The organism is Marinoscillum sp. HNIBRBA16962, assembly GCF_057801515.1.
The window spans coordinates 1,575,231-1,599,893 of record NZ_CM173603.1 but is presented as its reverse complement, the minus strand read 5'-3'; the positions used below and the strand labels follow the sequence as shown (position 1 = coordinate 1,599,893).

At 43.7% G+C, this 24,663-nt stretch carries 16 protein-coding genes; 3 read left to right on the top strand and 13 right to left on the bottom strand.

What is annotated here, in order from left to right; all coding sequences use genetic code 11:
• Positions 1-159: 159 nt before the first annotated feature.
• The 6 genes from AC3E9V_RS06810 to AC3E9V_RS06785 form a co-directional block, all read right to left on the bottom strand.
• Positions 160-2,991, bottom strand: a complete 2,832-nt coding sequence (locus AC3E9V_RS06810; protein WP_488752444.1) for a family 43 glycosylhydrolase — start codon at positions 2,989-2,991, stop codon at positions 160-162.
• Positions 2,992-3,152: 161 nt separating this feature from the next.
• Complete coding sequence (locus AC3E9V_RS06805) at positions 3,153-4,739, bottom strand: glycan-binding surface protein (protein WP_488752443.1); 1,587 nt, start codon at positions 4,737-4,739, stop codon at positions 3,153-3,155.
• 25 nt (positions 4,740-4,764) lie between these two features.
• Positions 4,765-6,438, bottom strand: coding sequence for a RagB/SusD family nutrient uptake outer membrane protein (locus tag AC3E9V_RS06800; RefSeq protein ID WP_488752442.1), 1,674 nt, complete (start codon positions 6,436-6,438; stop codon positions 4,765-4,767).
• A 13-nt stretch (positions 6,439-6,451) separates the two neighbouring features.
• On the bottom strand, positions 6,452-9,946 hold the full coding sequence (locus AC3E9V_RS06795) for a SusC/RagA family TonB-linked outer membrane protein (RefSeq protein WP_488752441.1): 3,495 nt from the start codon (positions 9,944-9,946) through the stop codon (positions 6,452-6,454).
• Between the two features lie 93 nt (positions 9,947-10,039).
• Positions 10,040-11,008, bottom strand: coding sequence for a FecR family protein (locus AC3E9V_RS06790; protein WP_488752440.1), 969 nt, complete (start codon positions 11,006-11,008; stop codon positions 10,040-10,042).
• 166 nt (positions 11,009-11,174) lie between these two features.
• The gene (locus AC3E9V_RS06785) at positions 11,175-11,792 is read right to left on the bottom strand and encodes an RNA polymerase sigma-70 factor (RefSeq protein ID WP_488752439.1); all 618 of its coding nucleotides are present in this window, start codon (positions 11,790-11,792) and stop codon (positions 11,175-11,177) included.
• A 141-nt stretch (positions 11,793-11,933) separates the two neighbouring features.
• On the opposite strand from AC3E9V_RS06785, the gene AC3E9V_RS06780 reads away from it, so the two are divergent.
• The 3 genes from AC3E9V_RS06780 to AC3E9V_RS06770 are packed head-to-tail and all read left to right on the top strand — an operon-like array spanning position 11,934 to position 15,324.
• Entirely contained in the window at positions 11,934-12,317 is a 384-nt protein-coding gene (locus AC3E9V_RS06780) for an SRPBCC domain-containing protein (RefSeq protein ID WP_488752438.1), read from the top strand.
• Between the two features lie 6 nt (positions 12,318-12,323).
• Complete coding sequence (locus AC3E9V_RS06775; RefSeq protein ID WP_488752437.1) at positions 12,324-13,034, top strand: ThuA domain-containing protein; 711 nt, start codon at positions 12,324-12,326, stop codon at positions 13,032-13,034.
• 34 nt (positions 13,035-13,068) lie between these two features.
• On the top strand, positions 13,069-15,324 hold the full coding sequence (locus AC3E9V_RS06770; RefSeq protein WP_488752436.1) for a TonB-dependent receptor domain-containing protein: 2,256 nt from the start codon (positions 13,069-13,071) through the stop codon (positions 15,322-15,324).
• Positions 15,325-15,501: 177 nt separating this feature from the next.
• On the opposite strand, the gene AC3E9V_RS06765 is transcribed toward AC3E9V_RS06770, so the two are convergent.
• The 7 genes from AC3E9V_RS06765 to AC3E9V_RS06735 all read right to left on the bottom strand — a co-directional run bounded on the left by AC3E9V_RS06765 (position 15,502) and on the right by AC3E9V_RS06735 (position 24,569).
• Positions 15,502-16,230, bottom strand: coding sequence for a LytR/AlgR family response regulator transcription factor (locus AC3E9V_RS06765; protein WP_488752435.1), 729 nt, complete (start codon positions 16,228-16,230; stop codon positions 15,502-15,504).
• 23 nt (positions 16,231-16,253) lie between these two features.
• Complete coding sequence (locus AC3E9V_RS06760) at positions 16,254-18,308, bottom strand: histidine kinase dimerization/phosphoacceptor domain -containing protein (protein WP_488752434.1); 2,055 nt, start codon at positions 18,306-18,308, stop codon at positions 16,254-16,256.
• A gap of 98 nt (positions 18,309-18,406) precedes the next feature.
• Positions 18,407-19,096 (bottom strand): hypothetical protein, encoded by a 690-nt coding sequence (locus AC3E9V_RS06755; RefSeq protein WP_488752433.1) that lies wholly within the window; start codon positions 19,094-19,096, stop codon positions 18,407-18,409.
• 6 nt (positions 19,097-19,102) lie between these two features.
• Entirely contained in the window at positions 19,103-19,507 is a 405-nt protein-coding gene (locus AC3E9V_RS06750) for an acyl-CoA thioesterase (RefSeq protein ID WP_488752432.1), read from the bottom strand.
• A gap of 284 nt (positions 19,508-19,791) precedes the next feature.
• The gene (locus tag AC3E9V_RS06745) at positions 19,792-20,679 is read right to left on the bottom strand and encodes a hypothetical protein (RefSeq protein WP_488752431.1); all 888 of its coding nucleotides are present in this window, start codon (positions 20,677-20,679) and stop codon (positions 19,792-19,794) included.
• 94 nt (positions 20,680-20,773) lie between these two features.
• A complete protein-coding gene (locus AC3E9V_RS06740; protein WP_488752430.1) occupies positions 20,774-22,690 on the bottom strand; it encodes a hypothetical protein in 1,917 nt (638 codons plus the stop codon).
• A gap of 10 nt (positions 22,691-22,700) precedes the next feature.
• Positions 22,701-24,569 (bottom strand): 3-keto-alpha-glucoside-1,2-lyase-like domain-containing protein, encoded by a 1,869-nt coding sequence (locus AC3E9V_RS06735; RefSeq protein WP_488752429.1) that lies wholly within the window; start codon positions 24,567-24,569, stop codon positions 22,701-22,703.
• Positions 24,570-24,663: the final 94 nt, after the last annotated feature.

Here is a 24,663-nt window from a genome sequence, read left to right as displayed (position 1 = left end):
TGTCATTAGTAAAGGATTTCAAAAAATATTTCGCATACACCTCAATGATGGGAAATGAGCGGACTTATTTTAGCATTAATGTTTGATTATTCATTTCGTGAAATTCTTCTTTGTCAAAATTTCTTTATTCTTTTTTGCAACAGCATTTGGCTCATAGAATTAGAGTCCTGACTTAATTATCTTAGTTGTTTTATAGCCGTCACTTGTCGTCACAACCAGTTGGTAAATGGCTGGGTTCAAGCCCCTTCCTATCTTTTGCCTTGAGCTATCGATCATTCCTTTCTCAACTTGCTTTCCCGATAAATCATAGATAGCATACTCAGCACTTCTATTGCCCATATCAACTGTTAACCCATGCTTGTAAGGATTGGGATATACCCTGAGCCATTCATTTTCACTCAAATCCAGAGGAGCGGTTTCTTCCACATAAGGGACAACATTCACGTCAGCCAGAAAACGAATGGATCGTATTGAAAATGCATTCGCTGAACCAACGAACCTTAAATAGACATCATGCTGTCCTCCTGACACATTTGTGATATCTGCTGAAAACTTCTGCCAGGTATCAGTACTACCAGTACTGGTAACAGGGATGGTTGCTATCAACTTCCCTTCATTTTCCAAATCATCCAACCATACTTCCAGACTACCACTCGTTTGACTGGCCACCATTACTTCTATTTTTTTGGATACGCGGCTAGCATCTTTACCGAGCTCTACACCTCCGAGCATCAGCCATCCTCCATTATCAGTGGCATTACTAAAGGCCACGCCGGCAGAGGTATTTGATTGATCAACTCCAAAATGGTTTTCACTACCAGCCAGAGCCAGTTCAGAAGCCCCATCGCGGTAGAAATACAGATCAAAATCCGACTTTGTGCCTTCTGCAAATAGTCCCTGACTATTCCCAACCCACCAATTGTCATTCTCCTGGTTTTTGTCCAGATCAACTGCACTGATGCTTTCGCCTACTTGTGTCCATGTCAGGCCATCTCCGCTGTAATACCCGGATAACTCGTGCTGATTTCTTTCCAATTTTAACCATAAGGTATTACCAATGGCATTGTCTGCAGAATAACTTATGGCATCAAAAGAGAAGAAGATTTTCTTCCCGTTGGAATACCCGCTATACAGTCTGATATTCACCGATTCGTTTCCGTTGGTCAGGTAAAGACCAGCCCCCTGCTCATCACTGGTGGCATCAATATGAACCCTTGTAACCAGCGAGTAGTAACGACCGGCATCCTTTTGTAAAACATGGCTCCTCCCCGACCCGGGGTTTATCCGGAGCCAGCCGGGCTGTTCTGTCAACGAATACCTGGAGGCTTCTTCCGGCCCCAGAAAATGCCAGAACACCCCCAGTAAACCATCATCAAAATAGTCTGACCTTGGCAGCTTCCATGAAATCCCGGATTTTGGCAGGTCGGGGCTGACTAAAGGAGATGTGGTGGGCGCCACGCCTGTAGGTTTACCATCCATATCCCAAATCACCTGGTGCAACAAACCCTGGCGACCTTTGCCTCCCCAACTGTCACCCGACAAATTTTCGTAGCTATGCGCCATGGTCCACCACGTCCCGTCCTCCATCTGAAATGGCTGGGACATGTGATTTGGCCCCCTGAAAGGGGTGGAAGGATCGGTAATTGGTTCAAAAAAGTCCCCCAATTCTTCCCAGCTGTTTTCATCCCCTGTAAGGCTTGGGGAACGAAGCACATACTGACCTCCGCCTACATTTCCGGCTATGAAGTAATAATACCAGCCGTCTCGTTTGCACATTACCGGGCCTTCTGCCCAGCTGTATTGATTCTCAGCATTTACCCAGTCCAGATTGATCACCGAACCAGTCAGGTGGCCGTCTGTTCCGATTTCCTGGATCCGGTTGGTATTCCGGCCTGGCTTAATGTGCAGGTAAGGGGTTCCATCATCATCAACGAATACTGAATTGTCATAACCACTGGCACCTGTATCATTCGTAGTGTTCATCTTCACCGGATCAGACCAGGGGCCCAAAGGTGTTTCCGCTTTGGAGAAATACTGGCCTCCGCCTGCCGTATTAGAAAAATAGATCCAGTAAGAATCATAAAAATAGGTGATGGCCCCCTGCCAGATACCTTGCTTCGGAGCAGTATTGATCAGTCCTGACCAGTCAGGAGCCACTACTCTGCTGATCTCTTTCCAATGCACTAAATCAGTAGAATGCGAAATGGCGAGGTAAGGAGTGAAATGAAAACTGGAATTACAGGTATAAAAATCATTCCCCACTTTGAGTAATGTTAGATCCGGATGGTCCCCCGGAAGAACAGGGTTCAGGTAGGTTTTTACTGTTTGATAGGCTCCTTCGGGATAGGCATCATCCTCTGGCAATATTTCTGAGCCTGCTTCGCCATTTTCCAGGTTTTGGACAGTATAGTAAAGATCAGATTTTCCAAAGGCGATCTTATCAAAATCCAGGCCATCTTCACGAGCTCCCAACTGGAATATAACTGCAGATTCGGTCGACTCAACATCAAAAACCACAGGAGTATCCCCTCCTAAAAACTCTGAAATATTTATCCATTTCCAGGTGAGGCTTCCAATACTGCCCTGCCCGTCAACGATATCCTGAGAACCATTATAGCCTACAGGAACGATTCCGTTGATGGTATGCCAATCAGAATCATTGTCTGAGGTCTTGCTGCCAAACCCATTACCAATATAAAAGCTGTCGTCTCCGTAGCTATCAGCTCCCACCCTGATTCGAGCATACAGGTCGTAACTACCAGTCTCGGTAAACGGAACAGACAAGGTGATCACTTTGGAATCATTACCAGGGTTGGAGGTTGAAGCAAAGTCTGTTTCAGGAGTAACATACGTAATATTATCATCCTGAAGGGTCTGAAAATCTGACCCTAAACTTCCCTGTTCCACTTCCAGAAGTAAAGCTTCATCCTGGGCTATTAAACTAAGCTGGACTAACACCGACGTAAAAATTGAAATAAGCCTTAGTCTCATAAGAGTAAGTTTTCTGTTCTGATCTTTATTTTGATATCGAGGTATATGTAATTATGATGCAAGCATTAAGTTCTACTTGCCACTTTTTACATATACATCTACTTAATCCATGTTATAGGGAGGGATTGCTCCCTCCCCTTACATAATTCTAGCTGTATGAATTAATCTACTGTTGGCTTTACGTACGGTACAATTCTGAAATTACCAATGAATACCTGAAAATTGTCGATAGACTTTGCTGTATACTCTGTTCCGTTCAAAGTATAATTGTTGTTGACAAACGTAAAGTTGCCATTGTCCGTGAGCGCATCTATAAAATGCTGCAACGTTTGCGACTGAAGAGCGGTAATGTTTCCTAATGGAAGGGTAGCTGTTTGCCAGCCACTCATCGTGATGTCCTCACCACCTCCTATTGTTGCCCATTGCGGTGCAAATTTCCCTGAATATGAATCATCGCCTGGCTTCAGGTTCACCTGAAAATAACCGGATCCCCAAGGAACAGACACATAAAAATCCATTTGCATAGCGAGATCTTTACAATTGGTAGAACCCGTAATCAGACCCCCTGTATTATTTATAAGGGCCTGTGCACCTGTAGACGGATTAAAGTTAAATCCAACTGCAATATCATCTGAAACAGGGAGTGTGGTAGTGGAAGGTGGTGGGGTGTTTGGACAGTGACGATATCCTGCCGCCGGGCTCGACGGATCACCACCGGACGGAACTTCTGTCGTAGTGGTGCCACTCAAAGGTGTGATGGAGCCAAAGCTGCCCCCATAGCCTTCACCCCATCCCCAATTTATGATCTTACACTCTTCGCAGAACATATAGTTATAAGAATACGCACTACCCGCACTACCTTCTACCATTATTGCCCCTGTGGTGACTCCATCAGGGACCACGCATGTAATTTGCGTCCCCGCCTCATTTACGGTAAAGTCAGTTGATTCTACATCCCCAGGAAAAACAATTCTGGTGACCTCCACGAAATCGACACCATAAATCACCAGGGTTTCCCCTACCTTCGGAAGGGTGTGGGATACTCCGGTAACGAGTGAAGAATTGCTTACATTAATCTCTACGGCACCATTCCCAGACGAGTTGATCATACCATCATTGGCATAATAAGTAAACCTGTCGGTACCGCTGAAACCAGCATCAGGCACGTAAGTAAAGCTACCATCTTCATTTAACGTAAGGTCGCCATTGGTGGTGGCTGTATCCAGAACTACCGTTAATGGGTCACCTTCCGCATCGGTATCATTGGCCAATACACCTTCCTCTGCTGTTACAGTCAAAGTTTTGTCCACACCTACCTTATAGAAATCATCGTTAGCAACCGGACGGGCGCTGTGAATGTCAAAAGTAAATGTGTGGTCATCAAAATCCGTAACGAGACGAATGGTATTACGGACTTCTCCATCAGCATTTACCCCGGCCGGAGCATCTGAAGGAATGCTGAAAAGAATGGAATTTTCGGTTACAAAAGTTGGATTAACCGAAGCCTCCACCCCATTACAATAGACAGCCCGGAGGGTGGAGAATCCTTTTCCTTCAATACGGATCAGCTGGCCTGCGCCCGCCAATGTAACAACACTATCAGGACTCTCAGCAGACTGAAGGAACACCTGATTTACCACAATCTTTTTAGATCCTTCCACATCTTCATCACAGGATACTACAAAACTCACGATGAGCAAAAGAGCAATCATCGACGTACTTATCTTTATATAATCTAGAATTTTCATTTGAATGCATTTTTAATTCAAAAAATTAATCACCAAAATCGAAGGGGACAGGCTCTTCTCTAAGCTGAGGATTGGCTGTCAGTTCTATACTTGGATAAGGTATCAGCAGCCTGTCAGCCGATGGAGGATTCATTTCCTGGCCTGGCAAAATATCACGCCAGACAAAACCATCAGGAGCTTCATTAGGATGTAAGTAATAGTAATATTCGTTTCGGTGCTGATTGCTCATATAATTCAGTACCCACTCCTGGTCCCAATAGGCTCTCCTTACCATATCAAACCACATTTGCCCTTCCAGTGCGAGTTCACAACGGCGTTCATTCCATATATCTTCAAGGGTAATGGTAGTCACAGGATCCAACCCCGCTCTTTCCCTGACCAAATTAAAATAGTTTAAGGCTTCAGCATCAGAAGTAGATGCATCCATACCGAGAACAGCTTCAACATATAATAGGTACACCTCTGCCAGGCGCAACATAGGAGCTGCTAAACCGGAATTACCGTTGATAGCCAATCCATCTGTATCATCCCGGCCACCAACTACGTGCTTTTTTATGAGTGGATATCTTATAGCACTGTTTCCTGGTTCGCTGGGAACACCTCCATCCGATTCATGGAATATGGCCCAATAGCCCTGCTCAGTATGCCCACCCAGGTAATCATAAACTGCTCCCGGATAAAAGAACGCGGCCTTTTTCCTCGCTTCCTCACCACGGTCGTGCATCAGTTGTACCAGGTCACCTGCAGCGAACATACTGCCACCCCAAGCATTTAGTCCGTTGGTCAACTCAGTACTGTATGCCAACCAGTCCTGGTTTCTATTTCCCACACCAAACTCAGACTGACCAGGCACAAACTGTAGCGCAAACAAAGATTCGGAATTGTTATTATTTTGAACCCTGAACAATTCTTCATAGTCATCCATAAGTTCGTATTGGCTTTCCTCTATTACCTCTTTGGCAGCCAGCCTGGCCATTTCGTAATATTCAGACGCAGTAGTAGTCCAACGTGCTGAAAATTTATTCCCGCGTGCATAGCATGCTGCTGTAACATACATGCGTGCCAGCATCCCCTTGGCGCTATACCTGGTCACACGTCCGGGAATGTCTGTCTCAGGTAGCCATTCTGCAGCATACTCCATATCCCTGATAGCAAACTGAAGTACATCCTCAAAAGGATTGCTATTTATGATGAAATTTCCCATTAAATCAGAAGGGTTTTCCACGATCGGCACATTACCCCAGGTTGAGCCCAGGTACCAATACGCCAGCCCCCTCATAAAGCGAGCCTCCCCTTTCAACTGATTGACCTGCTCTTCGGTCACTCCATACTCCAGGGATCTATCCAAATTGAGCACGGCATAATCAGCCTGGGTGACAACTATGAACAATGATTGCCACGCATTAAAAATCAAAGGAGTTTCGATGGTTTCCGTAAGGTTGATAAATGGCTGCCCTGATCCATACGGTGAAAACAGGTTATTTCCCCTGCCGTCTCCAAACTGGAAATAGAATTGGCTGGAGAAATCATACCATACTTTATTATACAAAGGTGCCGTGGCCATACGAGCCTCTTCATAGGACGTGAAGTAATTATCCAGAGTCAACTCACTGGCACTTTGAACTTCCAGATGATCCTCACATCCGGTAGTGAGCACAATAAAGACTGTGCTGATTATTGAATATATAATCTTTTTCATGTCTTGGTTAATTTTAAAATCCTACAAAAAGACCCAATGAAAAAATCCTTGGCGATGGGTATCTTCCCACATCAATTCCGTTTAGGAGGGCATCCTGAGAATAATTTGAATATTGATGGCGAACCATCCCTACTTCCGGATCATATCCGCTATACTTAGTGAACGTATAAAGGTTTTTTACACTGACAACCACACGAAGACTCTGCATCCCTATTTTAGAAGTCAGACTCGCTGGAGCATTGTAGGCCAGGGAAACATTTTGTATGCGCAAATATGAGCCGTCCTCTATTAACCTGGAAGAAAGCCTGGTAGCGTTAGCATTTACATCATTTACTGACATGCGTGGCAAATCAGGATCTCCGGAAGAAACATACACGTTATAGATATCATCTGCCGGGCCCTCAGGATCTACCTGGTCCAGTTTTGCATATCGAGTAGCTGCTCTCTTTGTTATCCCGGTATTGTTAGGGTTTTCTATGGTAAGCCCAAGGAAGTTCATCACCTTGTTTCCGTAAGAGCCGGTGAGGAAAATGTTTAAATCAAAATTTTTATAGGAAAAGGTATTACCAATACCATAAGTGAACTTCGGGAGCGGGCTGCCAAGGTACTGCCGGTCCTCCTCATTGATTACGGAATCCTGGTTATAGTCCTCCCATATAAAGTCACCTACCCATATTCCGTTATCTTCATCAATAATCTGATCTTCAGGTATCGGGATTTTTACATTGCCTTCACTATCGAGCAAATCGTCAGCCGAATTTATCCTGCCTACAATCTTGTAACCATAAAACTCACCAATACTGCGTCCAGCCTCGGTACGGGTTACAATGTGATCTGTCCCGCTGGTCTGATATCTCCTATCTATATAGGCAGACTCAGTATTTAGCTTCAACACTTTATTTCTGTTCAATGTGTAGACAAAATTGGAAGTCCACTGAAAGTCGTTTCTTTCCATATTTACTGTATTTAAGCTCAATTCTACTCCCTTGTTCTCCATGGAACCTACATTATCCCAAGGAGGAGCTGCCGAACCTTGCCCTCCCCCAGCGCCTGTGATGCCCGGCAATGTCAGTGCCAACAACAGATCATCCGTTCTCTTCTTATACACATCTGCGACCAATTGTATGCGATTACCAAATAATCCCAAATCCAATCCAAGGTTATATGAAATGGTTGTTTCCCAGGTAACTTCCTGATTTGGCACATTCGCCACCAAATGTCCTGTCCCCCAAATGGTAGGAACATTGGACAATAAAGCTGTATGACTAAAGGCTCTTATGTTAGAATTTCCTGTTTCGCCATACCCAAAACGAATTTTCATGTCATTTATCAGATTGTCTATGACAAAGAAAGGCTCTTCAGAAACCCTCCATGCTATGGAGGCGGATGGGAAAGTACCCCACTGATATCCTTCTGCAAAATTTGATGAACCATCCCGTCTGACTGTGGCAGTCAGCATATATCTATCGGCATATGAATAAAAGACTCTTCCAAAATAAGATGTAAAAGCCCTTCGATAGGTCGAACCGGAATTAACAGCAGTAGAAGCATCCCCGGCATCAAGATCGGGTAGCTGGTTACTTCCACCAAAGCGTCTTCCCATTAAATTGTTACCTGTGTTTTCATTCAGCTCATACCCGAGCATCATGGATACATCATGTCTATCGGCAAATTTATACTTCGCCGTAGCCCAGTTTCTCCAAACCAGGAACCTTCCGTAATTAATTGTCCTTGTATTTTCAATTTGGGAATTCTTCCTGTTGCCCAGCTCGTATGTTGGAACGAAGGTGCGCCCCTGATTAACATTGATATCCGCTGCAACTTCAGACCTCACTGTTAACCATTTAACCGGTTTGACCTCAAGATAGAGATTGCCTCTTCCCCCTGTCTTTTCCGAACCTCTGTCGATCAGCTCAGCCAAAGCCAAAGGATTTGATAATGCATCGTTGGCATCCTCCGGCCCTCCATAGGTGCCATCCAGATTTCTGGCCGGCACAGAAGGCGATTGTCTCAATGCGCTATTGATCAGGGACCAATCCGTGATGGTAATCACCTGGTCGGTATTGGTAAAGGTCAATGAAAGCCCGCCCTTTAACCAGGAACTGATCTCTGAATCCAGTGCAGTGGAAACGTACAATCGCTTAAAACCGGAACCTGCCGCTATTCCTTCCTGATCCAGGTAGCTCCCGGTAAACTTATAAGTGGTTTCAGCACTGCCACCCGAAATGGCAAAATTGTAATTTTCCATCGACGCAGGCTCAAATATTTCCTTTTGCCAGTTTGTGCCCTCTGAGAGTATTGAAGGGTTGGCAAACTCATCACTTATCCCCCATCCTCGCAGTGTATAAAGTTCATTTTGATGCGTAGCATACTCCCGAAGATTTGTCATCTCAATATACTTCGGTATATACTGATTGCTATACTGAGCGTCTAAAGTCACTCGCGGTTTTCCCTCTTTCCCCCGCTTGGTAGTGATGATGATAACGCCATTTGCTCCCTGTGCTCCATATATGGCAGCAGCGGAAGCATCCTTGAGCACATCTATTGATTCTATATCTGATGGACTAATGGATGCAAAAGCATTATCAGTATAACTGTTCGTACCAGAATTAATGATGACGCCATCAATAACAAAGATCGGTTCATTCGTAGAATTGATTGAATTCAATCCACGGATCTGAATGGAAGTTCCTCCACCAGGAGCGCCGGTATTTTGTGTCATCTGGACACCAGCTATGCGGCCTTGCAGTGCCTGGTCAATTGATATTGCCGCCGATTTTGAAATGTCAGCTGATCTGATTGAGCTTACCGCACCGGTTACATCTTTCTTTTGTTGGGTTCCATACCCAACCACTACAACCTCTTCGAGGGCAGAAACGTCTGGCTCCAACGACACATCAACCCTGGACTTCCCAGCCACGGGTACTTCCTGGATTTTAAAGCCAACAAATGAAATTAGAAGTGTCGCACCTTCATCCACATTGATTGAAAAATTTCCATCAATATCAGTGATCGTCCCATTGGTAGTTCCTTTTTCCAGAACCGTAGCTCCCGGGAGTGGCTCACCATTTTCGTCGGTGACTGTACCTTCGACAGACACCTGAATATCAACTTTTTCAGTCAGAGTAGGTAATTTTTGGGAAGGGACGGCAATAGAAACCCCAATTTGCTCATTGACCCTCCTGAAAGACACTTTAGCTTGCACTGAAATGGTCTTCAGTAACTCATCCATTCTCCAGGTCTTGTTTTCTAAGCTTATTGTTTTGTGCTTAATTTCGCTTTTTGAATAGGCAAAATTGAGATCGGTATAGATTTCTATTTCCTTGAGCACATCAATTAGTGCATTCCCTGATCCAGACCGCCTGAGTTCGATGGTGATTTCATCCAACATCTTTCGTTGAGCCCTTATATCATTGGCCATGACCATCGTTAAGGACTGCAGCGCGATCAACACATATATTCCATATTTGGACATGTGGACTACGAATTTGTGTAAATTTGTGTTCATACAGTTTTGGTTAAATTGACTAAAACTTTTGACAGAAGAGAGCTGCCGACTTTCCCCAAAGTATTTCAGCTCTCTTTCTTATTTTCAGTGTCACTATTTGATTACCAACATTTTCTCCTTTTCATTTAATTCATAATTAAAGTCATACACATACGATAACACCTCCATCATCTCTTTGATAGTCGGGTTGTCATAGTTAGCGGTGTACTTTTTATCCTTTGTTATATTTTTCTTTAAATCTATCTGCACACCATACCACCGCGAAACCCTCTTTAACACCTGATCGACTGACTCATCATTGAAGGCCAAACTCTGATTAGTCCAGGCAAAAGGCATATCATTCTCCACTATTGGTTTCTTTTTCAGATTAGTCCCCTCTAACCTGACCATCTGATCTGAAGTAAGCTTTACTTGTTCGTTGTTTTTGGTTTTAACTGCAACCCTGCCAGTCTTTACCGCCACTGAGGTCATCTCTCCACTGTAAGCATTGACATTAAAAGAAGTACCCAAAACCTGGATGTCGATATCGGTTGTTTTGATGATGAACGGGTGCTTCTCATCACGCGCCACTTCAAAGAATGCCTCACCAATCAAAGTGACCTCCCGGGCCTTACCATCAAACTGTGAAGGAACTATCAGTTTACTATCAGCATTAAGTTTTACTTTGGTGCCATCAGGGAGAAGCGTAGTTATTTTCTGTCCGGGGAGGCTTACTTTTTCAACGAGCCTCGTCGTAACTTGCTCACTACCAAACACAGACCCAGACTTGTACTGATAAAACATAAATACTAAGGAGCAAACAATAGCAATAGAGGCAGCAATCTTGTAAACCGTTTTCCAGATAGTCTTCTTACTTGCCTGCATTCCAGATGCCATTTCGGCTTGCATCATGCCGTGTAGCCTTGAACGAACCTCTTGTTCTTCTTTCTCAATGTTATCTTTGTGATAGTGCCAATATGCATGAATTTGCTGCAAGGTTTTGGCATTTCTCTCGTCACTTTGCAGCCACTTGGACAGCTCATGCTGTTCGTCTAATGTCAGGTCTCCCTGAAGATATTTCAAGATTAATTGCTCCACTGGTAGCGATTTCTATTTGACAGTAAGAGACATGAGAAGGAAAATGGTTGACAAATCTTAAAATAAATGAAAATCATTAACTAAAAGGTGCTTACAAATATGATAAAATTCAATAAATACCTAATAAAATTATTAAATTTTCAATAATACATCAGTTCAATACGGCTGAGATGATCAGAGCCAGGCTTCCTAGCTCCATATTCCTCCAGCGCTCACCTTTTTTACTATCATACTGCTCCTCAATAACTTCCCTGACCACAGCTACAGCCCTGGCAACCTGAGTTTTGATAGTGGATTGTGAAACCCCAAGCTCTGCGGCTATTTCCGCATAACCCAACTGCTGGTTTTTTGCCATCTGAAAGATCAAACGACACTGATCAGGAAGTTTCCCAACTGCTTGCTCAATAATAAGAACCAGCTCTTTTTCCAGCAGGACTTCTTCGGGAGTTACCTGCTCAATCTGCTTCACATAGTTTTCCGTATCAATGCTATCGAAGCTACGGGGGTCATTAGAAAGCGTCCTGATCACCTGATTTTTGACAGAGCGAAAGAGATAGGACTTGAGTTCTTTAATCTGCTTCAGGTCAGACCGTGACTTCCATAAATTGAAGAACACATCCGATACCACATCTTTTGCAATATCATCTGATTTTGCAATTGAACGTGCGTAGAGATAGAGCGGTTTAAAGAACTCTGCATAGACTGCCTCAAAATAACCTGCAAATGGTTGTGCACTTTGTAAGTGCCTTATCCTGGTTTCTTTGCCCATTGTCCAGAAAGATTGATATTAAAATCCACGAAATCGGTTGCGTTCGGAATATATTAAAAATAATACTAAAAACAGTCATTAAATTGATAATGTATCAAATTGTCTAAGTAATATTTGAGGATAGATTCCTACCTTCGCCTCATGCCAGACTTCAAAAAATATTTTACCATAAATGCCGAACCTGAGCAGGTTTACGCAGCTCTGACCTTCAAGCCCACCATTGAACTTTGGACCGGTTCGCCAGCGGTTTTCGAAGCTAAACCGGATACAGAGTTTTCGCTATGGGATGGAAGTATTGTGGGTAAGAACCTGGAGTTTGAAGAGGGGGAAATGATCCGCCAGGAATGGTTTTTCGGAGACCTGGAGCAACCTTCAATAGTCACTTTAAAAGTACACCCTCACAAAAAAGGCACCTCCCTGGAAGTGAGCCACACCAACATCCCGGAGGAGGCTTATGAGGAAATCACAGATGGGTGGCATGAGGTTTACATTAAGGCATTGGTCAATTTTTACAGTGAACACTGATAGCATATGAGATATCTGTTTCTAACCCTCCTGACTTTTTCAGCCTTTTTACTTGATGCTCAGCACCTCCTGGTCTTTTCCAAAACCAACGGCTACCGTCACGAGAGCATTTCTGCCGGTCAGCAGGCAATCACTAAACTGGCTATAGATAATAATATGACCGTTACTTTCTCTGAGGATTCCACGCTTTTGGAAACCGATATTCTGGAAAGAACAGATGTTTTGATCTTTCTAAGCACCAACGGAGATATCTTTAATGATCAACAGGAAAAAGCCATTGAAACCTACATCAAAAATGGTGGGGGTTTTGTGGGGATCCATTGTGCCACCTGCACCGAGTATAGCTGGAACTGGTACGGAAGCATGATCGGGACGTACTTTGATGATCACCCGGAAATACAGGAAGCAACTTTAAGGATACAAGACACTACACATCGCTCAACCAAAGAGTTGCCATTGACATGGGTCAAAACCGACGAATGGTACAACTTCAGGACCCCACTGCCCGACTGGTCAAATGTGCTGATCACCATAGATGAAACCTCCTACACCGGAGGCACTATGGGAGTTGATCATCCGATATCGTGGTATCACGAGTATGACGGAGGCCGGGTGTTTTACACTGCTCTGGGACATACTGATGAGACTTATAAGGACAGACTCTTTTTAAAGCACCTTTTGGGAGGGATAAAATGGGCTGTTGGTAAAGATTTTTAAACACAAACACACTTTATTTTTTAGTTAGGCTACTATGACTCGTTTAATTTTTTCATTTTTTCTGCTACCCTTGTCCATTACAGCTCTATCTCAGGAAAACCTTACCGGAGCAGTCCGGGATCAGAATACAAATGAGCCAATCCGCGGAGCTTTGATCATCTCCCCATCCGATTCAGCAATTACCGATGAAAATGGCAAATTCACCCTGGGTGCTTCTGCATCCATTACGGTGCAGGTGATGGGTTATGAAACCAAAACCATCAGAAATCCTGCTTCCGAAATAATCATACGTTTAGCCCCCTCCCCCATCTCCCTCAACGAAGTGACGATCAATGCCGGTCTCACTGAAGAGAAAATTAAAAATACGGCAGGAGCAGTAAGTGTAGTCAGCAAAAAGATGATCCAGCGAGATGCGCCATTTACTATCACCAATGCCATCAACAGGGTACCAGGGGTATATATGCATTCAGGAACTTACAATACCAACCGGATCACCATCCGTGGAATTGGTTCTCGGAATTTGTTTGGCACTAACAAAATCAAAGCCTACTACGATGATATCCCGCTTACCGACGGAAGCGGTAACTCCACAATCGAGGATATTGATCAGGGCCTGATCGACCGGGTAGAAGTACTCAAAGGTCCAAATTCCAGTACCTATGGAGCAGGGCTGGCAGGAGTGATTCGGCTGCATAGTTATGAACCTGAACCGGGAATAAGTGCAGCGGAAAGCAGTATTACTTACGGCTCTTTTAATACCATAAGGTGGCAAAACAGGTTGTCCCATAGCAATGATAACCAGTCAGTTAGTGTAGCCTACTCCAAAGTGAAAAGTAACGGATACCGCGAAAACAGCGCTTATGACCGAAACCAGGCAGGATTAACAGGGAAATGGAGCCTGGGGGAAAAGAGCACTTTGAGCTTTTTAGGAACCTACACAGACCTGAAAGGCTATATCCCCAGCGCTCTCAATGAAGACGATTATCAAAATGACCCTGAAAAAGCAGCATTTACCTGGGCTGCTGCAAAAGGTTTTGAATCATATGATAAGTTTTTAAGTGGTGTCTCTTTTACCCGGGATTTCAGCAAGAGCTGGAAACTAACCAGCGCTGTCTTTTACCATTTTAGAGATGCATACGAGCCGAGGCCCTTCGACATTTTGCAGGAAAAAACAGCCTCCCTGGGAACAAGAAATGTGATTAGTGGTCAGTTTGGGGAGATCGGTCTGAGTAGTGGTGTGGAATTATTCAAAGATACCTATGAGTGGGGAACCTTTGAAAACACTGCTCCAATGGACGGAAGCGCTAAGGGAAGTCCTCGTTCCGACTATAGAGAAGATCGTAAATATTACAATCTTTTTGCCGAAGCTGCTTACGACTTGAATACCCGCCTGAAACTGGTCGGTGGTGCGAACCTGAACGGCACCTTCTACGACCTGGATGATCAATTTAATACAGGTGATGCAAACGAGAGCGGCACTTATCAGTTTGACCCGGTGCTCTCCCCACGAATTGGCATTGTGTATCATATTCATCCTTTTCACCACCTCTTTGCCAATGTGAGCCACGGTTTTTCTCCTCCGAGCCTGGATGAGACCCTTCGCCCGGACGGACAGATCAACCCGGACATCCGGCCGGAAAAAGGATGGAACTATGAGATTGGCCTGAGAGGAAATTTCCAGAACCTGAGCTATGATCTGGTTGGTTATTACATGCAGATCAAAGACCTGCTCGTGGCACAGCGAACGGACAATGATCAGTATTATGGTGTTAATGCCGGGCTCAACAATCATTTGGGTCTTGACCTCTACCTCAATTACTTAATCAGCCTCAGTGAAAACTACCAGATAAATTTCTTCAACAGCACGTCATATATGCACTACCGGTTTGCTGAATTCATCAATGAAGGAGAAAACTACGATGGCAACCAGCTAACCGGTGTACCTGAGATGATCATAAACTCAGGCATTGAGTTGATCTCAAAAAATGGATTCTATGGAAATATCAACGGTCAGTATGTGGGAGAGATCCCCATTACTGATGCAAACTCAATTTATGCAGATCCTTATTTCATCCTTCGAACCAAAGTGGGGTATTCCGGAACCGTTTCAAACTGGCAAATTGACATCAATGCAGGAATTGACAACCTGCTGAATGAAAAGTATGCTGGCATGCTTTTGATAAACAATACCGGCTTTGGGGGAGCCAGTCCGAGATATTACTATCCAGGTAATCCGAGGAATTACTTTGCCGGGGTGAGCTTGAAATACTATATAAAAAAGAAGCCCTGAAACAAGACTTCTTTGCCAGACGGCAACTGTGAGGCGATACGCCTGAGCTATAATTTTCCGAAAAGGAATTTACTTTAAATTAAAGCTAGAGTAGGCTGATAAATATCTGAAAAAAGTTTTGTCAATAGACCCAGCACCTTTGCGCAACTACAAAATGCGTTTGCAAGCTTATTATGCTCAGATGGTTCGGATAGACCTTAAAAAATCCTCTTTATAAGATGCACTGATGGGGATATGGTGATCTCCTATATGTATCGTATTTCCTTCAAAAGCATCAACCGCATCAATATTTACCATATAAGACCGATGTACACGGATAAACTTCGGGTGTTTCAGCTTCTGGCTGAATTGTTTCAGGTTAATCGTGAGGGTAAGTTTTTTCTCCTTTGTATAGATATCGGTGTAGCTTCCTACTGCTTCTGCAAAAGTAATTGACTCGACCATTAGCTTATTGAACCTGGTGCCTTCCTTGATAAAGATCCGGTCCTGAACAAAATAAGCATCCTTATTTTCTACCTCCTCCTCCGTATTGCTTTCGAGTTTTTTAAAGGCCATGGTTATAGCCACTATCAGGTTTCGAGCCTCAAAAGGCTTTACAATATAAGCTGAGGGACTCACAGCAGAAGCTCTGTCAAGGTAGTGTTTTTCATCAAATGCCGTGAGGAAGATAATCGCAATATTCAACTCTGCCCTTAGTTTTTCTGCCAGCTGAATGCCATCCAGATCGCCATCAATATTGATATCAAGCAATGCAATATCAGGTGTGGTCTTCCGGGCTATCTCCAGTGCTTTATCTGCATTGGAAGCTTTACCCACAACATCAAAATCCTGTTTCTTCAGGGTTTCAAGTATCTCTTCCGCTACAATAAATTCATCCTCCACAACGAGAATTTTAACTTTACTCATCCTCTCTCCTATCTGTCTTGTTCTTAATCAAGATTAAAGTCCAATTCATATTTTAACCCATTCTGATAGCTTACCTGCAGGGTGCCTTTAAGCTGTTCCGTAAGGATATTTACCAGTCGCAAGCCAAACGACTTTGCTTCCTTGATATTGAAAGGTCCCTGAAATCCCTTCCCATTGTCAAGGATAGTCAGCTTTCCCTTCTTATCTTCAGTCACCAACTGAAGCTTTAACAGCGGCTCTTTAATATCGCTATAGGCATATTTAAACGAATTACTAATAAGTTCGTTGATAATTAACCCTAACGGCAATGTGCGGTCAACATCCAGGTTGACATCAGCAAGGTCCAGCTCTGTTTTGACCTTACCATTATACCCGTAGGTAGTGGTAAGCTCATCCAGCAAATTTTGAATGTACTCTTTCGCGTTGATACTGGTGGCATCTTCTTGCTTATAAAGCCGCTGATGGATCAGAGACATGGCTCTCACTCTGCTTTTTCCCTCTTCTACAGCCTTTTTGGCCGTCTCATCTTCCAGCCTCATTGACTGAAGCCCCAAAAGACTTGAAATCACCTGCAGGTTGTTTTTTACACGGTGATGCAACTCGCGCATTAAGGTATCTATTTTTCTATTCTTGTCTTCCAGTGTGGTGCTATACTTCTTCAACTTATAGAAAAAGAAAATTAACACACCCACGACCAATACAAACAATAAAATAACGGCTAAAAGCAGCTTGTTGATTAAGCTATTTTGCGCCAGCTGACTTTCTTTTACCTCCAGCTGATTTTGATAGTTGGACACAGCAAACTGGGTTTCAACTGCTGAAATGCGATTGTAAAAATCCCGGTTATTCAGGGAGTCTTTCGCTATGCTCATAGCTTCATAATGATCCAGCGCCTTTTCAAAGTCCCCTTTCTTTTTATAAAGATCTACAAGAAATACCAGAGCGTCCTGCTCAACATTGTAAAACTGGAGATCCCTCGCTTCCTTGATGACTTCTAACAAAACCTCCTCAGCCAACGGATCACCTTCCATTACATACAATCCTCCTAAATTAGAAAGCGTCTGCAGCCTTCCCTTCTTGTCTCCCACGGATTCTCTTATCTTCAGGGACTGACCAAAATGGCATCTCGCAGAATCATATTGATTATGATCTCGATAAAAATTTCCAAGGTTTTGATGTGCCAATGCTTTGTAGTACAAGTCATTGATCTCGTTGGAGATAGCCAGTGACTTGTGGTAAAAGAACTTGCTAGAGTCATTACCCAAGTCCTCCGCATAGTGATTTCCATAATTATTGTAAGCTATGGCCAATGTTCCAAACTCACCATGCTTATCAGCAATCTCCATCGCTTTGTCCAGGTAGTTTCTGAAAGAATTAAACTTCTTTATAGCCCTGTAAACATTAGAAATATTGAGATAGGTCCTACGTAAACCATCCTCCAATCCAAGCCTTTCTTCAATTTCCAGGGCATTGGTATGGGCCTTCAGAGCCTGCTCATACAAACCAAGATCATAGTAAATATTACCCTGGTTCTTGTAAACATTTGCCATTCCGGAAGCTACAGTCTCTTCGTTCTCCACTTTGGCAAAGGATTTGGCTGCATCATCATAATATACCAATGCTGAATCGAGATTCCCCTCTCTTTTATTAATTACGCCAAACAGGTTTTGTGATCTTCCGGCTTCCAGGTAATCATACTTGTACAGAGATTGTTTTAGCGCCTTCTGTAAATAATCTTTTGCTGTTCGGTAATCAGCTGAAATCATGTAGTTGATAGCAATATGTCGATTTACCCAATCAGAATTCTGTGAACTAAAATTCAAAGAGTATAAATAGACTGAGGTAGATGAATCATATAAGTGCTTTTTTGAGAGGGCAACAGCATACTTTTGTAAATTCTTAGCATATACCTCCTTGCAGGAGGTTTCTTCACACTCCCATGAAGTTATATATCGGGCGGCCTTCTCAAAATCAGCATTGAGAAGACTATCAAAATTATCAATCGGTTGACCCTGAGAAAAACTAACGGCTGTAGTACAAATCAGTACCCCAAAACACAGAACTCTACTTAAAATCATAGCCTAGTTGGTGTAGCCTAAAACTAAGCATTAAACACTATCAAATGATATGATTTTTAGATAAAGAACCAAAAAACCCGGATATTTGGTTAATGTATTTACTTACTGCTCAGGTTAGTTATTTCAATCCGGACAGGACCGGGACCCTGGTGAACGGTAGCAATTTTTGCTCCATCAATATTTGTCCAGCTTTCCCATGAAAATTTAAGCCCGCCTATAGGTAGTATTTTGACCCACATTTGCCAGGCTACAGGCATAAAGTTTTCGTCCAGATGCCATAGATATGAGTCTCCGGGAGTTACACCTCCTGACGAATAAGTCACGAGTAGTGCAGGGCCATCTTCTGTCTCCACAATAGTCCTCTCCGTGCCAGGATCCCTGATTTTATAGGGTGCAACCAGCCAGAAGGAATCATTAGCAAAAAAAGTCCAGGCCCGATCCACAGCCTCTTTCGTTTCTTCCCCTTTTAGCAACTCACCATTCTTTTTAGCCGTACCTTCCAAAGTCTTCGTATCAAAATCTACGTCATAGGAATCCCATCTAACATTTACATGGTTTTCCTGCTTGTTCCAAACATAATGATGCCCTCCTGGATAGGACCAGCGAATTATCTCCAGATCTTGATAGGCCTCATAATTTAACGCACTCAGCATACTGTCAGCAAGTGTTTCAGCAAGTAAATCAGGCTCGCCTTTTGGCCTGGGCTGATGAATAATTATGCCTGCAATTAGCAGCCCTATTAAAATGACCAAAACTACTGAAAGTACAATTTTTATAAATTTTCTCATGTTAGGCTATTTCACGAAAAAGTCGATGAGTTCATCCGTAATTCTTTTTGGGCGTCCGGTTTGCATATCGAGCAGACACCATTGGGTTTTGGCTTTAGCTAAAAGCTTATCCTGTCTGTATATCTCCACATGACGAAAACTCTTTGCTCCGTTTGTTTCACCAACACAGGTCTTTAAAGTGATCAGATCTCCCAAAAACGCAGGGCTTTTATATTCAATGAAATGACTCAGAACCACCCAAATTGAATTTTCCTGATCTGCCTTCGTGGCCCGGGTTTTCCAGTGGGTTTCTGCTATGTTTTGTACCCATTTCAGGTAAACTATATTGTTCACATGATCCAGTCCATCAATATCCGCTTTGGTGACTTTAATATTGAGGGTAAAAACTTCAGCTTCAGACGTTTGATTCATGCAAGAAAGTTACAGGAAGGAATACATATAAAGAAGCCCCGACGTTACAGTCGGGGCCACAAGTGAATTAATTTAATGCGGGTATGAAATTAATTCCTTACTAAAATAAGATAATTTCATGGGATGAAAAAATATTATTATTGACGAGGTGTTAGATTATGACTACAAAAAGTTCCTTTACAGACCCTGAGGTGGAATATTATGTCGAAAAATGAAAATTTAAAAAACGGGAGCCGACCTTTGGCCGTCTCCCGTTAAATCCATCAGGAAGACAAAACAAAAGTCTATTTATCGGTTCTGGAACGATAAGTTGTACGACTCTTTCCACCGCTGCTATTTCCGCGATCTCCCCTCTTACTTCGGTCGTCTTCAGTATATTTATTTCCGTCACCTCTACCTCTTCCTAAACCGTTTCCTTTTCCGGTATCCTTACCCCGACCGTAGGCATTTCCGTTATTTCCGCGATTTCCGCCACGCCCATAACCTTTTCCATCATTCCCTTTATCATCTCCACGGTCATACCCTCCGCCATGACCGCCTTTTCCATGATCATGGTCTCTTCCACCCCGATTTGTATTGAGTCTTGATTTTTCGTAATTAGAAGTCACTCGTACAGAACCGGACCTTCGGGTCGGATATCGCGCATCGTAATCAATCCGATGGCTCTTATTATCCTCATAGTGACCGTGACCTTTTTTCTTATAATATCCATAAGCGTTTCCCTTGGGATGATGGTAATGCTTATTTACCACAACAGGTCGATACACTACATGATTATGTCCGTGGTGATGTGCACTTCCACAGTAGCTATGGTGACTTACATAATAGTCTGAGTGGTATCCGCAAAAGTCATTACATACGTGATTATACAATGGATAGTCATAGGTAACCACACGTCTGAAAATCCTTCCCCTGCGGTCAATGCTCACTCGTACAAACATATCTCCACGCTGTAGCAGCACGTCGAAGTACAAACCATTTTGATCATATACTCTGCTGGCATGAACCCAGTTATATCCAAAATAATGGTGGTCCACTGTGTAGAATACATCATACGGGATGTCCCATCGCTGCTCTACGCCAAAAGATGTGATAAACCTAAAACCCTGTGCCTGACTTTTAGAAGCTAAAAGAAAAACACCTAACACCGAGAGTAAAACTACCTTTTTCATGACTTCCAAACATTTGATTATGCCAGTGTATAACCAAGGATAATGCCAGATTTGAAAAAATCACTTCAAGTAGCTCAAAGCCAATACCTTATAATCAATCTCCAGATCTCAATGAATTGATCCATGCGGCAATTTTCAATGCCTCCTCTTCAGGAACCTGCGGCATTGGCGCCATGGGTGTTGCATAATCCGGCCAGTTTTCGGGCTCAGGACTATAGATCAGCTCTACAATTCTCTTGTTTGAATATCGCCTTTTAGCAATTTCCTTAAACGCCGGACCTACTACCCTTTGATCTAACTGATGACAGGCATTGCAGGTATAGCTCGCCAGAAGTGGCTTGATTTCTTCGTAGGTGAGTACTTCCTGCTTCGGTTTTTGCACCGGTTTAGCTTTTTGTACCGGTTGCTTTTTTACTGCAACGGTTCGAATGGTAGTAAGCTCATTATCACTTAGCTTCTGACCTTCCGGAATGTTATTTAAGGTATAATAGGCTGTAGGATGCAGCACTGGCAAACCTTCATCCCGGGATTTGATCCCGGTGACTTGCAGCTCATGCAGGTAGTATTGCTTCAGGTTTTCTATAACCAAACGTACCTTCATGCCATCTTCAGAAACTTTAACTCCTTTGATCTTCAGCTGCTCATTATCAATAGTAGGGCTCCCGTAAACAGAATGGTACTTATATATAAAACTCTGCCCTGAATAGCTATCAAGATCCTTTGCTGAAGCCATATCTACGGGCCTGGTAAACTCTATTTCAAAACCATCGGGTCTGGCGCTTACCGTTTTCATTTCCATTGGCACTTTTCCAAGCCAGACAAGCCGCTCAAATCCTGAATTCTTACTTCCGGCTGAACCCCAGCCACGGTTTGTTTCACCGACAAACAGTGAGCCATCGTTTCCCCAATCCATTCTCAAAACTCCTGATTGAAATCCTTCTTTAAAATCAAAGGCAACACCCTGGTACTCTCCGTCAACCTTTTCCATAACCACTCGCATGATCTTACTCTGCCCCTGATCACCCACAAAGATCTGCCCCTCGAAAGGACCAAAAGACCCGCCGGTCTCGTCTTTTAAGATCTCAGAATTGGAAATACCCAAAATAGCATGGGGCAACCAAACGGCAGGAAGCCTTACTTCAGGAAACTGCTCTGCGGCTTTGGCCATGGTGAGTGGATTCTCTTCGTTCCGGATGTTCTCCGGTTTGACAGCACGACCGTTCTCTCTCCTTCTTCTTTCATCGTAAGTACTGTAAAACTGCTCCTGAGTTACTTCAACAGGTGAATTAGATTCTGATGCCCACTTCAAACCAGCCGGATGCCCGGTAAAACTACCTTTTTTCACATGCCAGACTGCCCCGGAACCGATCCAGTCACCCTGGTTATCAGCATAGAAAAATTCATCATCAATCAAACCAATTCCACACGGCGAACGCATGCCGGTAGCCCATGGCTCCATGGTGCCATTCTGTGATATTTTCATGGTCCACCCTCTCCAGGGTACCCGGCTTTCTCCTCTCCACCATTCTTCTTCACCAAAAGCAACATTGGTGGTCACATACATATCTCCGGACTCCGTAATCTTGGGACCATAGGAGTACTCATGGTAGTGACCTGAGAGCGGCCAGGCATACACCGTTTCATAAACATCCGCACGATCATCGCCGTTTGTATCCACGAGTTTGGTGAGCTCACCTCGCTGTGCTGTATAAAGGGCATTTTGATAATAGGCGAGGCCCAGAGACTCATGAAGACCTGTAGCGAATAAGGTATATTTCGGCACATTGCTGATCTCCATATAAGGGTCCTCCACCAGCCACACATCTCCCCTTCTGGTAGACAGGGCCACCCTGCCATCGGGTAAAGTAGCTACACCGCCCACCTCCAACAATATACCTTCAGGCACCGGAACGGTTAATATTTTATAATAATCTTCCTCGGTAGGTTGTGCGGTAACCACAACATACAACATAGAAAAAAGTAGGGTCAGAATATAATTGCTTCTTTTCATAGTTATAGGCTTACCAGGTTAATGTATATGTAATTGGGGTATTGTCTACAGCAATAATCAGCTCTTTTTGTCCTTCAGATGACCGGACCATTGGTTCATGACCGGACGAAACACTTATATAGTATTGTTTCCCATCAATGGCATACCAACCATTAGGCAGCTTTTCTATGTTACTGGCTTCTGCCACTTTCAGATACATATTTTCACCAGGATTTTCAACTGTGACCTTTCGAATAAACTGCTTCATGTCCTCATCGGGCTTGATTTCATCCGTAACTTTCACATCTCCCATTTCATACTTAAATGCAGGACGGCCAGACTCTGGGTCAACAGAATATCCTTTGCTCACATAATTTTCACCGCTGGTAAACGGAGCGCTCATGTTATCAAGTGGAGCAAGTGCAGGACCGGTAAAAAGATACTGAATCATTCCAAGAGGCCTGAATGAACCGTCCCCGCGATCATGCCACATGGGGGTAGCATCCACAAAGGGACCTTTCCATACACAAACCAGATTCCCTGCCTTCAAATCATAGATGTAATGGATCCCGGATGGTTCTCCTACGCCAACAGTATGAGTAAGTCGCTGGTCTCGCTTGCCTTCAAAGTCCAGAAAAGCACGTAACAATCGGGGTCTGCTTTCAGGTTCGATCAAAATAGGTGATACACTGCCCCCGCCGGGAGGAGCTGAACTTAACGCATGTAAATTCCGTGGATAAGTAGTTGCCGTGGAGACAGTCAAGCCCAAACGCGGAGACACCCAACCTGTGGATTTATAATAGACGAGCTCAAACGGATAAGCACCCTCCTCCAGATAGATAGAACCTTTCCCTCGTCTCCATCCGGAAAAAACCGCTTTACTATTGACTCTCAAAGATGCGGACCCACCTATTTCTCCGGAAAACCAGTATTCTCCGGCTTCAGGGATATTTAACGTTCCACGATATACGATTCCAAAATTGTTGTCCAGATCCGCTACGTCATAGGTTAACTGCTCAATTTTACCATTGCTTTCTACCGGAGCAGATAAAACCGCTTCCGAATTGACAAACTCACCGTTTTTAGTTTCATAGGTAATGCTCGTCAACGAAACACCAGATGGTCGCATATGCTTGTACCGGATATTCCTGAAAGCTACAGCGCCATGATCTCCCTGTATCATGATCGGACCCTCAGCCACTTCATTGTTTTCCACCGGTCCACCTGTTGGTTTTGGGATTTCAACGTTCTCATGGATTTTCACTCCGTTGAGTTCGGCGGAGATTATTCTTGCATTGGCTATCTTGTTTCCCTGCGGATCAAATCTGGGTGCCTGAAAAGCTATCTTCAGTTGCTGCCACAACCCGGGGGCCTTAGCGGCATTTAATAAGGGCGCTTTGCCCATGTAGCTTTTTTCAGGGTCGCTTTCCCAGTTCCGGTAGATACCCCCAATATCCGTAAACCGGGCAGTCTTCACTCCCCAGCTATCGAAAAGCTGAACTTCGTATCTTCCCTGCAGGTAGAGACCGGAATTAGAACCTTTTGGGAGCATCACCTCCAGTTCTATTTCAATATCTCCATGACTCCAGTTTGTTACCAGGTTGTCTTTCTTGTCTTCCGAGGGTAAGTTTACAAGCACACCAGCACCAGGTTGAGTGATAATGGGGGCAGGTTCATCCCCTTTTTTCTTTTTCTTCTTTTTAGAGGTTTGTTCCTCATGATGGATGTCTTGCGTTGGGTCCATTGTTACATCTCCCACAATCTGCCAGTTTCCCGCTTGCTCCTGAAAAGCAGACAGGTCTTCCAAAGGCATGTTTCTCATGCCATCATCCTGGGCTAACAACGAAAGGTGTGAAACAAAAAAGAATCCAACAATAAACAGTTTTTGGGTGTTGCTCATTTATTCAAAAAGTAAGGGTTGATTTTGAAGGCTTTAAACTAGTTAAAAAAATGGTGTCCGGCAAAACGACCCATTTTCTAACCCTACTTCAAGT

What these genes read in the sequence shown, in the direction of transcription:
- AC3E9V_RS06810 (WP_488752444.1), bottom strand. Translation starts at nt 2,991, where the DNA reads ATGAGACTAAGGCTTATTTCAATTTTTACGTCGGTGTTAGTCCAGCTT.
- AC3E9V_RS06805 (WP_488752443.1), bottom strand. Translation starts at nt 4,739, where the DNA reads ATGAAAATTCTAGATTATATAAAGATAAGTACGTCGATGATTGCTCTT.
- AC3E9V_RS06800 (WP_488752442.1), bottom strand. Translation starts at nt 6,438, where the DNA reads ATGAAAAAGATTATATATTCAATAATCAGCACAGTCTTTATTGTGCTC.
- AC3E9V_RS06795 (WP_488752441.1), bottom strand. Translation starts at nt 9,946, where the DNA reads ATGAACACAAATTTACACAAATTCGTAGTCCACATGTCCAAATATGGA.
- AC3E9V_RS06785 (WP_488752439.1), bottom strand. Translation starts at nt 11,792, where the DNA reads ATGGGCAAAGAAACCAGGATAAGGCACTTACAAAGTGCACAACCATTT.
- AC3E9V_RS06780 (WP_488752438.1), top strand. Translation starts at nt 11,934, where the DNA reads ATGCCAGACTTCAAAAAATATTTTACCATAAATGCCGAACCTGAGCAG.
- AC3E9V_RS06775 (WP_488752437.1), top strand. Translation starts at nt 12,324, where the DNA reads ATGAGATATCTGTTTCTAACCCTCCTGACTTTTTCAGCCTTTTTACTT.
- AC3E9V_RS06770 (WP_488752436.1), top strand. Translation starts at nt 13,069, where the DNA reads ATGACTCGTTTAATTTTTTCATTTTTTCTGCTACCCTTGTCCATTACA.
- AC3E9V_RS06765 (WP_488752435.1), bottom strand. Translation starts at nt 16,230, where the DNA reads ATGAGTAAAGTTAAAATTCTCGTTGTGGAGGATGAATTTATTGTAGCG.
- AC3E9V_RS06760 (WP_488752434.1), bottom strand. Translation starts at nt 18,308, where the DNA reads ATGATTTTAAGTAGAGTTCTGTGTTTTGGGGTACTGATTTGTACTACA.
- AC3E9V_RS06755 (WP_488752433.1), bottom strand. Translation starts at nt 19,096, where the DNA reads ATGAGAAAATTTATAAAAATTGTACTTTCAGTAGTTTTGGTCATTTTA.
- AC3E9V_RS06750 (WP_488752432.1), bottom strand. Translation starts at nt 19,507, where the DNA reads ATGAATCAAACGTCTGAAGCTGAAGTTTTTACCCTCAATATTAAAGTC.
- AC3E9V_RS06745 (WP_488752431.1), bottom strand. Translation starts at nt 20,679, where the DNA reads ATGAAAAAGGTAGTTTTACTCTCGGTGTTAGGTGTTTTTCTTTTAGCT.
- AC3E9V_RS06740 (WP_488752430.1), bottom strand. Translation starts at nt 22,690, where the DNA reads ATGAAAAGAAGCAATTATATTCTGACCCTACTTTTTTCTATGTTGTAT.
- AC3E9V_RS06735 (WP_488752429.1), bottom strand. Translation starts at nt 24,569, where the DNA reads ATGAGCAACACCCAAAAACTGTTTATTGTTGGATTCTTTTTTGTTTCA.